Annotated in this window: 12 protein-coding genes; 5 read left to right on the plus strand and 7 right to left on the minus strand. The window is 67.4% G+C overall.

All coding sequences use genetic code 11. The features are described 5' to 3' along the window. Positions 1–68 precede the first annotated feature (68 nt). On the plus strand, positions 69–1433 hold the full coding sequence (locus ACZ5YD_RS14535; RefSeq protein WP_379740685.1) for a GntP family permease: 1365 nt from the start codon (positions 69–71) through the stop codon (positions 1431–1433). Between the two features lie 195 nt (positions 1434–1628). On the opposite strand, the gene ACZ5YD_RS14540 is transcribed toward ACZ5YD_RS14535, so the two are convergent. From ACZ5YD_RS14540 to ACZ5YD_RS14550, 3 genes are read right to left on the minus strand one after another with little or no spacing between them, the layout of a single operon-like run. Next, positions 1629–2942 carry a nickel pincer cofactor-dependent isomerase, group 22 gene (locus tag ACZ5YD_RS14540; RefSeq protein ID WP_379741335.1) on the minus strand — a complete coding sequence of 438 codons (1314 nt, stop codon included), beginning with the start codon at positions 2940–2942 and terminating at the stop codon, positions 1629–1631. A gap of 5 nt (positions 2943–2947) precedes the next feature. Further along, positions 2948–3961 (minus strand): 4-hydroxythreonine-4-phosphate dehydrogenase PdxA, encoded by a 1014-nt coding sequence (pdxA, locus tag ACZ5YD_RS14545; RefSeq protein WP_379740682.1) that lies wholly within the window; start codon positions 3959–3961, stop codon positions 2948–2950. After that, positions 3954–5345 (minus strand): four-carbon acid sugar kinase family protein, encoded by a 1392-nt coding sequence (locus ACZ5YD_RS14550; RefSeq protein WP_379740679.1) that lies wholly within the window; start codon positions 5343–5345, stop codon positions 3954–3956. The genes pdxA and ACZ5YD_RS14550 overlap by 8 nt, the downstream gene beginning before the upstream one ends. A 106-nt stretch (positions 5346–5451) precedes the next feature. On the opposite strand from ACZ5YD_RS14550, the gene tenA reads away from it, so the two are divergent. Genes tenA through ACZ5YD_RS14565 form a run of 3 tightly spaced genes read left to right on the plus strand, consistent with a single transcriptional unit; the run spans position 5452 to position 8437 of the window. Further along, a complete protein-coding gene (tenA, locus tag ACZ5YD_RS14555) occupies positions 5452–6117 on the plus strand; it encodes a thiaminase II (protein WP_379740676.1) in 666 nt (221 codons plus the stop codon). After that, positions 6114–6881, plus strand: coding sequence for a TenA family protein (locus ACZ5YD_RS14560; RefSeq protein ID WP_379740673.1), 768 nt, complete (start codon positions 6114–6116; stop codon positions 6879–6881). The genes tenA and ACZ5YD_RS14560 overlap by 4 nt, the downstream gene beginning before the upstream one ends. Then, a complete protein-coding gene (locus ACZ5YD_RS14565; protein WP_379740670.1) occupies positions 6881–8437 on the plus strand; it encodes a sodium:solute symporter family transporter in 1557 nt (518 codons plus the stop codon). The genes ACZ5YD_RS14560 and ACZ5YD_RS14565 overlap by 1 nt, the downstream gene beginning before the upstream one ends. A gap of 97 nt (positions 8438–8534) precedes the next feature. Here the strand turns inward: ACZ5YD_RS14565 and ACZ5YD_RS14570 are convergent, their stop codons facing one another. The 4 genes from ACZ5YD_RS14570 to ACZ5YD_RS14585 form a co-directional block, all read right to left on the minus strand. Beyond that, the gene (locus ACZ5YD_RS14570; RefSeq protein ID WP_379740667.1) at positions 8535–10763 is read right to left on the minus strand and encodes an LUD domain-containing protein; all 2229 of its coding nucleotides are present in this window, start codon (positions 10761–10763) and stop codon (positions 8535–8537) included. Next, complete coding sequence (locus ACZ5YD_RS14575) at positions 10756–11265, minus strand: LUD domain-containing protein (protein WP_379740664.1); 510 nt, start codon at positions 11263–11265, stop codon at positions 10756–10758. Before ACZ5YD_RS14575 ends, ACZ5YD_RS14570 begins: the two co-directional genes overlap by 8 nt. Positions 11266–11347: 82 nt before the next feature. Further along, positions 11348–11776 carry a universal stress protein gene (locus ACZ5YD_RS14580; RefSeq protein ID WP_379740661.1) on the minus strand — a complete coding sequence of 143 codons (429 nt, stop codon included), beginning with the start codon at positions 11774–11776 and terminating at the stop codon, positions 11348–11350. A gap of 49 nt (positions 11777–11825) precedes the next feature. Then, positions 11826–12857, minus strand: coding sequence for an NAD(P)-dependent alcohol dehydrogenase (locus tag ACZ5YD_RS14585; RefSeq protein ID WP_379740658.1), 1032 nt, complete (start codon positions 12855–12857; stop codon positions 11826–11828). 298 nt (positions 12858–13155) lie between these two features. Between ACZ5YD_RS14585 and ACZ5YD_RS14590 the strand changes: the two genes are divergently transcribed. Beyond that, positions 13156–14727 carry an ABC transporter substrate-binding protein gene (locus ACZ5YD_RS14590; RefSeq protein WP_379740655.1) on the plus strand — a complete coding sequence of 524 codons (1572 nt, stop codon included), beginning with the start codon at positions 13156–13158 and terminating at the stop codon, positions 14725–14727. The last annotated feature ends 150 nt before the right edge of the window (positions 14728–14877 follow it).

A 14877-nucleotide genomic window follows, 5' to 3' on the forward strand; every position in this document is an offset into this window, starting at 1 on the left:
TGGATGTTGGTTAATTCTCGGAGCAGATTGGTAATAATTAATACACGCGAGCAAGGAACGGGGATTGCATGGTGTTCTCAAACCCGATCGTACCGTTCGTAATCGGGGTTGCGGCGGTCGTACTGTTGCTCGTGTGGCTCAAACTACCCGCGTTCCTCGGGCTCGTCATCGCGTCGATGGCGATCGGGATCTTCACCGATCAGATACCGATCGGGGACGTACCCTCCGAGATCGCGGGATCCTTCGGCGACGTCATGGTGGCCATCGGGATTCCGATCCTGATGGCGGCCATCATCGGGAAGACCCTGATGGACAGCGGCGCCGCGGAACGCATCGTCCGCGCGTTCCTGTCGATCACGGGCGAGAAGAACTCGGAGTTCGCCCTGCTCGGAAGCAGCTACCTGCTTTCGATCCCGGTGTTCTTCGACAACGTGTTCTACCTGCTCGCCCCGCTCGGCCGATCGATGAAGGCGCGGACGGGCGTGAAGCTCTCGCTGTACATCTCTGTGCTGGCGGCCGGCGCGCTCTCGACGCACATGCTCGTGCCGCCGACGCCGGGTCCGCTCGCGATGGCCGACGAGCTCGGCGTGGATCTCGGCATCGCGATCCTGGTGGGCGCGACGCTCGCGCTCCCCTCCTCGCTGCTTGCGGGCATCGTCTACGGACGGTTCCTCCACAGCCGTGAGGACTTCCCGCTGCGCGAGGCGATGGGCGCCACCGCCGACAGCCTGCGCGACAAGGCCGAGGCGGACCTCTCGGAGCTCCCCGGCCTCGTTGAGTCGCTGCTTCCGATTCTGCTTCCGGTCGTCCTCATCGCCTCGAGCACGATCGCGGGCACGCTCTACGAGGGCGGTTCGATCGTCACGGCGACGACGTTCCTCGGTGACCCGAACTTCGCGTTGACCGCGGCCGCGCTGGTGTCGGCGTACACCTTCTACCGCTTCGAGATGGACGGCGACGTCGATCTGTTCAACTCGGAGCTGACCGAGGCGATCAAATCCGGCGGCAACATCATCGCGATCACCGCGGCCGGTGGCACCTTCGGTGCGATGCTCGCGACGGCCGGCGTCGGCGAGTACATCGCGGGCGGCCTCGAGGAGATCGGCCTCGGCCTGCTGTTCACCGGCTGGCTGATCGCCGCGATCATCCGCGTCGCACAGGGATCCGGAACGGTCGCGATCCTGACCGGCGCCTCGATCATGGCGCCGCTCGCGGGCGGCCTCTCCGTGAATCCGGTCTACCTGATGATGGCGGTCGGCTTCGGCGGCATGATCGCCCCGTGGTTCAACGACAGCGGCTTCTGGATCATCAAGGAGACCGCGGGCATCAACACGATGGAGACGTTCAAAAGCTACGGCGCGGTCGCGACGATCATGTCGATAAGCGGTCTCGCGATGGTCTTCATCATGTCGACCGTCCTGCCGCTCGCCTGATCGAACGACACGCCGATCGCGTCCGGATCGGAATCGGACCGTGTTCGGATCGCGCTCGATTCACGATTCGCTCGCGCTTTGAACCGGCCGTGAATGGCCGCCTCCAACGGTCAACTCCCGCCGCCCACGTTCCTCTCCCCGCATTCGTTCCGCTTCGTGAGGGACACCGCCGATCGAAGGCGACCGAACCCTCACCTAGACGCCGTAGGGGTCCTCGGGAAGCTCGCCGTCCTCGAAGGCGAGCGGCGCCAGTTCGCCGACGGTGACGTTCTCCATCGACTGGAGCTCGGGGACGACGGGCTCGGAGACGACGAGCGTGCCGGGCTCCATCGTGTTCGGGATCCGGGCGATCCGAAGCTCGCTCGGGTCCGGCGTGCCGGTGATCGAGGGCGCGAGCTGGAACGCGCTCGCGTCCTCGGGAACGATGAGCGGGATGTTCGCCCGGGACGTCTCCCCGCTCGTCGCGACGTTGAGGTAGGTGTCCCCGAGATCCAGATCCGCGACGAAGTCCTCGTGGATCAGATCGGCGAGCCCCATTCCGAGACCGTTTCCGTGTGAGGGCCCCGTAAGCGAGCGCACGTAGATGCGGGTGTAATCCGGCGTGTCGGGCTCCGCCTCGCCGCGGAACCGCAGCCGGCCGATGACGTTGGTGTCGAGGCCGGTCCCGCTCACCTCCTTTCCGCTCTCGTCGACGACGAGGAGGTCGAGATCGTCGACCGGCAGCGTCGGCAGCTCCTCGTAGGCCCGCTCGAGCAGCTCCGGCTCGCGATCGAGGATCGACTCGGCGGGAACGCCCTCGACGTGGGCGGCCCGGTCGCGGGCGTTCTCGATCAGCGCGACCCCGCCGAGGATCGGCAGCTCCTCGATGAGGATCCGCGCGCGCTCGCGGATCTCCTCGCCCATGTCGCCGGCGAGCGCCGCGTTGTGCATCATCTCCGCGCCGCGGTGTTTGCCCATGCCGATCACGGACATCTTACACAGCCCGGACTCGATCCCCGCGGAGAAGTCCGTGTGCGGCTTCACCCGGTTCGCGATCAGGATCGCGTCGGCGGCGACGGCGTTGGCGTCGGCGTAGACCGGACTGCCGTCCCGCTCGCCCACCCGCTCTACGTCCATCGTCGCGCGTATCTCACAGCCGAGCGACTCCTCGGACATGTCGAGGTCGGCGAGCACCTCGCGCTGCCCCTCGGCGGTCGCGCCGCCGTGGCTCCCCATCGAGGGGAAGACGAACGGCTCGTAGCCGCGCGCCTGCAGCTCGTCGATGACGCCGCGGATCATCTCCGGGAAGTCGTGGATGCCGCGGCTCCCGGCGGTCACGGCGATCTCCGCGCCGGCCGCCAGATCGTCGAGGGCCGGCAGGTCGTCGACCGCCTCCCGGCCGGCGGCGTCGACGTCCTCGATCGTCTCCACCTCCCAGTCGACCTCGACGGGAGCGAATCGCGGGAACTCCTCGATCGTCGCGTCGTTGGCCGAGGCGAGCCGCTCCGCGTCCGGAACCTCGAGGGGAATCTCGCTCATCGTTTCGACCTTCCCGAACTCGCCATGTCGACCGCGACGTCGACCGCGTCGATCAGGCTCCGCTCGGAGGCGATCCCCTCGCCGGCGATGTCGAAGGCCGTGCCGTGGTCGACGCTCGTCCGGATGATCGGCAGGCCGATCGTCACGTTGACCCCGGAGACGGCGTCGCCCCCGGCGAACCCGAGCATCTTGATCGGGATGTGTCCCTCGTCGTGATACATCGAGACCACGCAGTCGAACTCCCCGCGGGCGGCCCTGACGTAGATCGTATCGGGGGATTCGGGCCCCTCGACGTCGATCCCCTCGGATCGGGCCTGCTGGACCGCGGGTTCGATCTCCTCGCCGTCCTCGTTCCCGAGGAGTCCGCCGTCGCTCGCGTGGGGGTTCAACCCCGCAACGGCGATCGACGGCGACTCGATGCCGAGATCCGAGAGCGCCTCGTCGGTGAGCCGGATGACGGACAGGACGTTCTCCTCGGTGACGAGGTCGCAGGCCTCACGCAGCGGGACGTGCGTCGAGACGTGGGTGACGCGCAGCTCGTCCTCGACGAGCATCATCGAGTAGTTCTCGGTGTTCGTGTGGTCGGCGAGCATCCCGGTGTGGCCCGCGTAGTCGCTCCCGGCGAGCTTCGTCGCCTGTTTGTTGATCGGCGCGGTCGTGATCGCGTCGATGGATCCGGCCTTCGCGAGCTCGATCGCGCGCTCGATGTACTCGAGGCTCGCGACGCCGTGCTCCTCTTTGACCTCGCCGCGGACGATCTCCGCGACGTTGTCCAGATCGAGGACGGGAATCCGGTCGTCCGCGAAGCTCGCGTCCGCGACGTCGTCGACGCGTTCGACCGAGAGATCGAGATCACAGACCTCGATGGCCGCCTCGATCACGTCAGCGTCGCCGATGACGATCGGTCGCGATCGCTCGAGAAGCCCTCCGTAGGCCTTCGCTATCACTTCCGGGCCGATTCCGCCCGGATCGCCCATCGTGATCCCGACGATCGGGTGTCGTTCACTCATCGCTGGAGTCTAACGCGTTCAGACAGTTAACTATCGTTGCTTCGCCGCCGAATCCGCCCGCCTTGGTCACCACGGGCGTTCCGGCCGCGACTCCGTCGGAGAGGCGACCGATCGGGATCCCGGCCTCGACGGCCCGTCCCGTGAGCCGGATCGTCGTCGCGTCGAGCGCCCGGAGAACCGCGACGGCTATGTCGCCGCCGGTGAGGAACACCCCGGAGGGGGGCTCCTCGGCCGTAATCCGCCTCGCGGTCTCGCCGAGTTCCGCCGCGACTCGACGCCTCACCTCGCTCCCGTCGAGCCCGCGTTCCGCGCCGGCCGCGACGGTCCGATCGACCGCGTCCCGATCGACCGCGGCGGTGACCACCGCGCTCTCGCCGGCGCGAAGCCGAGCGAGCGCCCCGGAAACGGTCCCGTCGTTTCCCTCTCCGGTCACGGTCGCGACGGGATCGAGTTCGAAGACCGCGTCCGACGGGACCTTCGACAGCTGCGTGAGCGTCGCGGAGTTGATGCTCCCGATCACTCCGAGCGGGGCGCCCGCATCCTTGGAGGCCCGCGCGTTCGCCGCATCCTCGTCCGTCGGCTCCTCGCCCGACCTCCGTGCGTCCGTCGGCTCCGTATCTACCGTGTCCGAGGCCGGACCCGATTCCGGGACCCTCACGTGGTCGGCCAGCCCGTTGCTCCCCACGTAGAGCGTATCGAGATCGGCCGCCGCCTCCGCGATGGTGGCGAGATCCCCGTCCGTGCGCGCGTCGGCGACGACGATCGGCGCGCGGTCGACGGCTCCGTGCGCGCGGTCGGCGTCCCCGGGTCCGGTTTCGGACGATTCGTTCGCCCCCTCGACCGCTTCTCGAAGCGCGGATCGAACCGCGTCGACGCCCTCCTCGACGACCGCCAGCTCGACCGTCACCACCCGCCGATCGAGGCTGGAAAGGAGGACGGGGATCGACGAGTCGGTCGGGCCGCCCTCGTCGGCGCCGTATTCGGTATCGGCCACCGGCGTTCCGTCAACCAGGTGGACCCCGTCCTCGGTGGTCCGGCCGCCGCCCGGAAACGCCGGCGCGACGACGGCGAGGTCGCTGCCCGCTTCCGTGAGGGCGGCGTCGATCTCCGCGGCGACGTTGCCCCGAAGCGTCGAGTCGATCTTCTTGAAGACGACCTCCGCGGGAACGCGCCGGACGGCCTCCTTTACCGCCTCGACGGCCGTCTCCCGGTCGACGTATCGGCTGTCCGTGTTGGTCCCGACGACCGACGCGTCCGACTCCAGCGACCCCTCGACGTCCCCCGGCAACGCGAGGACCGCCGTTCGATGGCCACGGGCCGCGAACCCGTGGGCGGTGTCCATCGCGCCCGTGAGGTCGTCCGCCACGATCGCGGCGTTATACATGCCCCCCGATAGCGGCGACGGCCCCAAAACTGCCCCGGATCGGAACGAGTGGAATCATCGGATGGTATTACCAACTTATATAACGGCGGAACGCCGACCCTCGCCCATGGGCTTTACGACCGACCTGGAGCCGATCGCCGACCCGATCTGGGAGGCGATCCTCGATCATCCGATGGTCGAGGCGCTGGGCGCGGGAACGCTCGAGGAGGAGCCGTTCCGGTACTGGGTGCGACAGGATTATTACTATCTGATCGAGTACGCGCGCGTGTTCTCCCACGGCGCCGCGAAGGCGCCCGACCTGGATCGAATGGGCACCTTCGCCGAGCTGCTCGAGTCGACGATCAACACCGAGATGGACCTCCATCGCGCCTACGCCGCCGAGTTCGACCTCTCGCCGGCGGATCTGGAGGCGACCGACCCCTCGCCGACGACCCGCGGATACACGGACTTCCTCGTCCGGGTTGCGGCCACGGGGACGTTCGGGGATCTGGTCGCCGCCCTCCTCCCGTGCATGTGGGGGTTCAACGAGACCGGAACCCGTCTCGCCGAGGACGGGATGCCCGCGGACGACCGCTACGCCGAGTGGATCCGGACGTACGCCGGCGAGGAGTTCACCGAACTGACCGACTGGTGTCTCGAGTTGATGGACGAGGTGGCGGCCGACGCGAGCGAGTCCGACCGGGACCGCTATCGCGAGCTGTTTCACACCTCCGCGCGCTACGAGTACCGGTTCTGGGACGCCGCCTGGCGGCGCGAGGGGTGGTCGCTTTGAGCCCCTCCGACGGCTCCTTCGAGGCGTACGCCGCCGATCGGTCCGACGCGAGGGTCACGGAGTGGCTCCGGGACCGCGCCGAGCCCGGCTGGAGCGCGGCGGTCGACAACCGGTTCGTCCGGGAGCTCGGCGCCGGTGAGCTCGACGACGAGGTCTTTCGACGCTACCTGGTGCAGGACTACGCCTTCCTCGACACGCTCGTCGGCACCTTCGGACACGCGGTCGCGACGGCGCCGACGATGGCGGCTCGATCGCGGCTCGTGGGGTTCCTCGGCGTGCTCACCGACGAGGAGAACGACTACTTCGAGCGCTCCTTCGAGGCGCTTTCGGTCCCCGAATCGGACGTCCGCGATCCGACGCACGCGCCGACGACGCTGGCTCTCGAGGACCTCCTCGAGCGCGCCGGTCGGGAGGGCGGGTACGCGGAGACGCTCGCCGTGTTGGTTCCCGCGGAGTGGATCTACCTCGAGTGGGCGCGGTCGGTCGCGGACGGGGAGTCGGGATCGACGCCCGACCGATTCTACCTCGCGGAGTGGGTCGACCTCCACGCGAACCCCGAGTTCGAGTCGTTCGTCGAGTGGCTCCGTTCCGAACTCGATCGCCACGGCGCCGCGGTCTCGCCCCGTCGTCGCCGCCGCCTCGATCGCCTGTTCTCCAGGACCGTCGAACTCGAGGCCGCGTTCTTCGAGGCGGCGTTCGAGGCGCCGGACGGACGTCGAACGGCGCCGGGCGGCCCCCTCGCCGATTCGGGAGGTGAGAACTGATGGTGACGACCGCGACCGCGCTCGGTCTCACGGTCGCGACGCTCGTCGTCTTCACGCTGCTCGGAATACGGGCCTCCAGGGGGCACGTCGACTCAGTCGAGGACCTCATCTCGGCCCGTGATTCGGCCGGCGAGGGGCGGACGACCGCGACCCTCGTCGCCTCGGTGATGGGCGTGTGGATCCTGCTTTCGGCGCCGGAGGCCGGGGCCGCCTTCGGGATCGCCGCCGTGATCGGCTACGGCGTGGGCGAGGCGCTGCCGATGGCGGTCTACGCCACGATCGGTCCGCGGATCCGGGAGGCGATCCCGGAGGGCCACTCGCTCACCGAGTACGCCTACGTCCGCTACGGGGAGGCGATGTACGCGTTCGTCCTGGTCGTCAGCGTCGCCTACATGTTCGTCTTCGTGGCCGCCGAGCTGACCGGCATCTCGCTCGCGCTCTCGTTCGTCGCCGGCGTGCCCCAGTGGCAGACGGCAGTCCTCGTCGGCGGGTTCGTATTGATCTACACCGGCTACGGCGGGCTGCGCGCGAGCATCTTCACGGACACGATCCAGGCGGTCGTCGTCCTCCCGCTTCTCGCGATCACCGTCGTCGGGTCGGTCCTCGCGCTCGGCGGTCCCGCCGCGGTCCACGAGGGGATCGCCGCCGCGGACCCCGCCCTGCTGGATCCGACCGCCCCGGCCGGACTCCGGTTCGGAATCGCGATCGCGCTCGCCGTCCTCGGTGCCGAGCTGCTCAACCAGACGTGGTGGCAGCGCATCTACGCCGCCGAGGACTCGGCGACCGTCACCCGGAGCTTCCGGAACGCGACGCTCGTGAACGGTCTCATCGTCGCCGTCGCCGCCCTGCTCGGCGTGGTGGCGGTCGGCAACGTCGCCGTGGAGAACCCCGCGATCGCCTTCTTCACCCTGCTCGAGAGCGCCGTCCCCGAGCCGGTCCTGCTGGCGGTCGTGCTGCTCGCGTTGCTGCTCGTGATGAGCTCCATCGACAGCCTGTTCAACGCGCTGGCGAGCGTGGTCACGGCCGACCTGCCGCGGCTGCTCGATGACCCCGACGATCGGACCCTCCGTCTCGGCGCACGGGGGCTCACGGTCGCCGTCGCGGCCGCGGCCGTCCTCGTGAGCCTCGAGGCGCGAAGCGTCCTCGAACTCTTCCTGTTCGCGGACCTCCTCGGTGCCGCGGTCGCGATCCCGCTCGTCGCCGGGCTCTACTCGCGATCGCTCGGCGGGCGGGGCGCGCTGGCGAGCGCCGTCGCCGGACTCGCGGTCGGCGCCGCCTACTTCCCGTTCCCGCTCGGGATCGGGGAGACGTTGCGAGCCGTGCCGATCCTCGACGCGCTGCTTCCGGCACCCGACGGGCTGTACCTGACCGCCTTCGCCGGCGCGTTCGCCGTCTCCGGACTCGCGACGCTCGCGTTCGCCCGGCTGTCGGCGGGATCGTTCGAGTTCGACCGGCTCGCTCGGGAGATCGGCCGGCTCGACGCGAAGGGGGATGACGAGCGAGCCGGCGAAGGCGTTTCGGCGGCCGGAACCGGCGACGTCGGCGAGGATCGGTGAGGACGGAGAAGTGGTGAGGACGGAGAAGTGGTGAAGAAGGAGACGCGGTAAGAACCGGTGGGGATCGTCGTCGATCCCCCGAGGCCGGCGATCGTCGCTACTCGGTGCGTGTCGGATCCAGCAGCTCGACCGGGTGCCGGTTCCCGCGCGAGAGCAGCGAGTCGAGCTGTTCCATACAGGAGGTCCCGCTCGCGACCACGGTGCGATCGCGGGTCTCGTCCGTGGAGAACTGCTCGGCGAGCGTCTCGCCGACGTCCATGCTCAACTCGTAGTACTCGTCCTTGTAGCCGAAGCTTCCGGCCATTCCACAACACTCGACGTCCGAGGTGACGACGTCGTAGCCGAGCCGATCGAGGACCGTCTCGGTGTAGGTCTCGAGCCCGAGGGTCCGCTGCTGGCAGTGGCTGTGGTAGGCCACCTCCTCGCCGTCGCCGCTCGAGAGGCTCTCCGGCTCGGCGCCGTTCTCGAGGAGGCCGTAGACGTACTCCAGGATCTCGTAGCTCCCCTCCGAGAGGGCCCGTTGGTCGGCCTCCGGAACGAGCCGCTCGTACTCGCGGCGGAACATCGCGATGTCGCTCGGCTCGACGACGACCACGTCGTAGTCGTCCTCGACGTAGGGCAAAAGCGTCTCCGTGACGTCCTCGGCCTTTCCGGTCGCGGTCGCGATCATGCCCTGTGAAAGCGGCGCGCGGCCGGAGCCGCCGACGTCCGGGATCTCGACCGAACAGCCGAGCGCCTCGAGGACGCGAACCGCGGCCTTCCCGCGTTCGGTCTGGACGTGGTTCGTGTAGACGTCCGGGTACAACACGACCCGGCGCGTGGGGTTCTCGACGGGGGACTCGCGGGCGCTCGCCCACTTTCGAAGCGTGGTTCGCTCGAAGGAGGGAAGCTCGCGGCGGCGATCGACGCCGATCACCGACTCCATGATCGAGCGGGCGGGACTGGAGCCGGCGATCGCGTTCGAGATCGGCGCGGTGGCGCTGCCGAGCTTCGCGGCCGTCTCGAAGTTGCCGAAGAAGCGCTTGCGAAGCGGCGTGCCGCTCTCCTCCTCGTCGGGGATCAACCCGTCGACGAGGAGGTCGTCGAAGCCGGGATCCTTGCCGCGGTTGATCCGGTCGCGGACCACCGTGTTGATCCACGGGATGTCGATCTTCACGGGGCAGGCGTTCACACAGCGCGAACACCCGGTACAGAGGTCGTTGAACTCCTCGGCGACGTCGAGCCCCTCGACGCCGGCCTCCCAGCCCGTCGCGATCCCGCCGGTGTAGGTCTCCCCCCCGAAGGCGTGGCCGCCGACCGACTGGAAGTTCGCACAGGAGTTCGCACACGCGCCACACCGGATGCAGTAGAGCGTCTCGCGAAGCTCGTCGTCCGCGCGCATCTCCGTGCGGCCGTTGTCGATGAGCACGAGGTGGAACTCCCGGTCGGCGTCGTCGCCGCCGAACCCTTCCACGTCGTGGTTCTCGAAGTCGATGGTCGGCGTATCGACCGGGGGCGACAGGATGGAGAGGTACTGGGGGATCTCCTGGCCGGTCGCCGACCGCGAGATGAGCTCGGCGAAGGGGTGCAGCTCGCGAATGCTCGGGATGATCTTCTCGATGCCGGCGACCGCGACGTGGGTGTCCGGGATGGCGGCGCACTTGCGGGCGTTCCCCTCGTTCGTCACGAGCGCGATCGTTCCGCTTTCGGCCATCACGTAGTTCGCGCCCGTGATCCCGACGTCTGCCGCGTCGATGCGCTCGCCGAGGTACTCGCGTGCGAAGGCGGTGAGCTTCTCGGGCGTATCGAGCGACTCCTCGACGTCGAACTCGTGGTTGAACAGCTCGGTGATGTCCTCACGGGAGCGGTGCAGCGAGGGACCGACGATGTGTGAGGGCGCCTCCTCCGCCACCTGGATGACGAACTCGCCGAGATCCGTCTCCCAGGTCTCGACGTCGGCCTCCTCGAGCGCCTCGTTCATGTCGATCTCCTCGGTCGTCATCGACTTCGACTTCACGACCGACTCCGCGTCCTTCTCGTCCATCACCTCGGAGATGTACGCGTTGGCGTCCTCGGCGTCGTCGGCGACGTAGACGGTGCCGCCGTTGGCCTCGACTGCCTCCTTCGTCTCCTCGATGAGCTCCGGGAGGCGTTCGATGGCGTCCTCCTTGATCTCGCGGGCCTGCCTGCGGTACTGTTCGTGGACGTCGGGACCCATCTCGTCTATCGCGGCGTACCGCTGGGCGTTGAGGTGTTTCGTGTTCTCCTTTATCCCGTCGCCCTCGCTTTCCATCAGGCTCCGGATCCTGTCCGCGTCGAGGTGCGGCTTCTCTGATGCGTTACTCATCGTCCTGGATGATGATGACGTGTACTCGTTCGGGTCCGTGGACGCCCTGGACGAGCGCCCCCATGTCGCCGGTCGCGCTCGGGCCGGTCGCGAGGATGAACGAGCGGTTGCCGTCCTCGAACTCCTCGTCGAGCCACTCGAACCCGGACTTCAGGTCGGTTCTGATGTCGGATTCGAACACGACGGCGACGTGTGTCGACGGGTACAGCGAGACGAACTCGTCGCCGCCCGGCAGCGACTCGATCGCGACGGTTCCAAGCGAGGCGATGCCGAGCCGCGAGCCGGAGACGCCGGTCTCGGCCTCCCGGAGCTGGTCCGGCGAGGGATCGAGCGTGACGTTGGCTCCTTCGAGCGAGACGGACTCGAAGGGAAGCTCGGCGCCGACCGCCGGCTGATCGATCGCGGACTCGAGCGCGTCCGGGAACTCCTCCGGCGTCGTCACGGTCGAAACCGTGTCCGGAAGCTCCGAAAGCGATCGTTGGAACTGCTGTACGGCACTCATACGTCGGTGGTGGGTTCTCTCGTAAATAAAGCTTCAGTATGCGGATCGACGCCGCCGCACCGTCCCGTTTCGCTGGGCCCGATCAGTCGCTCGCGGTGATCGTGACGACCGGCCGTTCGGTGTTCAACAGGACGGACTGCGTGACGCTCCCGAAGAGCGCCTTGCCGACCGGCGATCGACTCCGTCCCCCGATCACGAGGTATCTCGCGTCGACCTCGTCGGCGTACTCGACGATCTTCTTGCCCGGCGTTCCGATCCGCGAGACGACCTTCGTCTCGGCGTCGAGCTCCTCCAGGAAGTCCTCGACGGCCTCCGCCGCGGCGGCCTCGGCGACGTCCCCAGAGCCCTCCTGTCGTGACTCCGACTGGCGCTCGACGGTCCTCGTGTACTCGGACTCGTCGGTGACGTGGATCAGGTGGACCTCGTCGTCGAAGGCCGCCGCCAACGCGTCGGCCTCGAGTGCGATCTCGCGCGACTGTTCGGACTCGCTCACCGCTGCGAGGATGACCATGTGGATCGGGGCTCACCCATGGTACATAAACGTTTCCGGGGCGGCGGGGTCACTCCTCGCCGACGGACACCATTCCTTTGAGGATCGCGGGATCGCTGGCGCGTTCGAGCGCCTCCCCGATCTCCGAGAGCGGATCGGCGAAGTCGACGAGCGCGCCGACGTCGATCCGACCGTCCTCGAGCAGCGCGATCGCGTCGTCGTATTGGTTCGCGAACCGGTAGCTCCCGCGGACGTCGATCTGTCCGCGAACGAGATCGTACGTCGAGACCGGTACCTCGGCGTCGGGGGCGAGCCCGACGAGGACGACGATCCCGTCGCGTGCGACCGAATCGAGCGCGGTCTCGACCGCCGGCCGTGCGCCGGAGGCCTCGATGACGACGTCCGCGCCGCCGTCGAGATGATCGCGGACGCGCTCTGCGACGTCGCCCGCACGACCGTCGATCGCGTGGTCGGCGCCGAACGAACGCGCACGCTCGAGCTTCGAATCCACGATGTCGGTGACCGCGATCTCGCTGGCGCCCGCCGCGCGCGCACACGCCATCGCCAGGGTTCCGATGGGGCCGGCACCGACGACGAGTACCGAGTCGCCGACGTCGACCTCGCCGCGGTCGACCGCCTGGAGCCCGACGCTGATCGGCTCACAGAGCGCCCCGTCGCGGGTGGAGACCGAGTCGGGAAGCGGGTGGACGAAGTCGGCCGGCCAGGCGACGTACTCCCGGAAGGCGCCGTCGGTTCCGGGCGTCGCCATGAACGAGACGTCGGGACAGAGGTTGTAGCGGCCGGTTCGACAGTACTCACAGCGTCGACACGGGACGCCGGGTTCGACCGCCACTCGGTCGCCGGACGAGAAGCCCTCCACGTCGGATCCGACCTCCGCGATCCGGCCGGCGCTCTCGTGGCCGAGGACGAGCGGCTCCTCGACGATCCGATCGCCCATCCGTCCGTGTTCGTACCAGTGGAGGTCCGAGCCACAGATCCCGACGTCGGTGATCTCGACGAGCACCTCGTCGGAGGCCGGCTCCGGCCGGTCCACGTCGCGGAGTCGAACGTCACCGGCGTCGACGAGTTCGGCGGCGCGCATCAGCTGTCGCCTCCTGCACGTCCGAGTCGGACCGACGCTTTTGAAGCAGGATCTCCATCGATCCGAGAACGTTCCGTGGCCCTTGGTTGTTGCCCGAGCATTACTTTGGCACACGAAAACAGGTCGCATTATCCTTTCGACTACGCTGATTAGCGACGATAGGTTTCAGCAATTCGATCCGCGAGGCCACCTAGGCGATAGGCGTGAGGGATCAAACCCTTCCCGGGTCCTGATTATCATGAATTAATAATACCATGGTATAGTAACCTATTTATAATTCCAATTTGAAAGTGCTATTATGCCACACGATGGCAGAATCGATCGCAGAGACGTACTGAAAGCAACCATTGCGGCCGGTTCGATCGGACTTGCCGGCTGTAGTGGTAATGGCGGTGGCAACGGCGGCGGTAATGGCGGTGGCAACGGCGGCGGTAATGGCGGTGGCAACGGCGGCTCCGGCGGCTTCATGGAGCAGGCCCGAAGCATCGGCTTCTCCGAAAACTGGGAGGCACGCCGTACGACGACGCTTGACGAGTGGCCACTCGAGCAGAGACAGGCCATCCCCGACGAAGGCAATCGTGCTGACTCCAGCGCCTGGGCGGAATCCCAAGCGGTTCAATCCGCTCCCTGGCAGCCCCCCGAGGGGTGGGACGACACGGCGGCGGGCGATATCGACGAGATCCAGATACTCAACTTCGGATCACTCGAGTTTGACCCGGCGACGGTCGCCGCGCACGGGATGTTCGAGGATCGAACCGGTATCACGATCAATCCTCTCGAGATCACGGTCGATCAGGCGATTCCGAGGGAGACCGCGTTCCTTCAGGCCGGCGAGTCCGAGCCGGAGGCGTTCCAGGTCGTCGTGGCCGACTCGCTGTCGTCGTTCGCGCAGGCGGGTCATCTTCAAGCGATCGACCCGCTGTTCGGTGACGACTCGATGTGGGATCCCCTTCAGCCCGCCGCACAGACGCTCCAGTACGAAGGCAGCCTCTACGGCGGTCCCGTCTACCTCGAAGGCGACCTCGTGCACGTCAACGTCGGCATGCTCGAGGATCAGGGCATCGATCAGTCAGTCATCGATAGCATCGTGAACGGTGAATGGTCCTGGGACGAACTCGAGACGTGTATGCAGGCGTTCGAGGGGACGGGCGCCTACGCTTGGGCCTACCGCGGCGCCTCGCGTACCTACACGTTGCGGGACTTCAACAAACACTACTACCAGGCTGGCGGCGAGTTCCTCAACGACGACGGCACGGTTACGGTCAACGACGAGCCGGGTTATCACGCCCTGGGCAAGATGGTCGAGTGGCTCGACAACGGGTGGGTTCCGGAGTCCGTGGTCAACTTCGGCCAGGGCGATCTCGCAGACGGGTTCACCTCCGGACAGTTCGCGATGGTGCCCGTCTACGGCGACCTGACTCCCGGTGCCGAAGCGGAGTTCGGCGACGACTACACGCCGACGCTGACTCCCGAGGGTGGCTCGGACGCGCCGAACCCGACCCGTGCGGGTCTCGCCTCGCCGAACGGGCTCGGCATCAACATCAATGCGTCCGATGCTGCCAAACTGGCGGCGATGGTGTACCTCGACGCTCGGATCTCACAGCCGGCCGCGTGGTGGGAGTTCGTCGACGAAGGCAACCAGTCGTGGCACACCGCGGTCTACGAGGAGGCCGCCCAGACTGACGCCGCGCTGTATCCGGAGATCCGCGGACGACAGGCCGAGCTCAACAAGACGGAGGTCTTCCCGCAGCAGCGCTCCATCAAACAGAACATCAGCCAGGAGTGCCAGCAGGCGATCTCCGGGTCCAAGACCCCCGAGGAAGCGCTCGATTCCGCACAGAGCTACATCGACACGGTCCTCGGTCAGTAAACCACCCCGATTGGAATTTTATTTGATATGCCCCTCGAATCAGAGGCTGGATTAAAAGCACCCGAAACGACATACGAGAACCTTCACCATCGGGTATCCCAGTTCGCCAATGACCACATTCTGTTGGTGTTGATGGGACCCGCGATTTTG

It is taken from the genome of Halopenitus salinus (genome assembly GCF_055397165.1).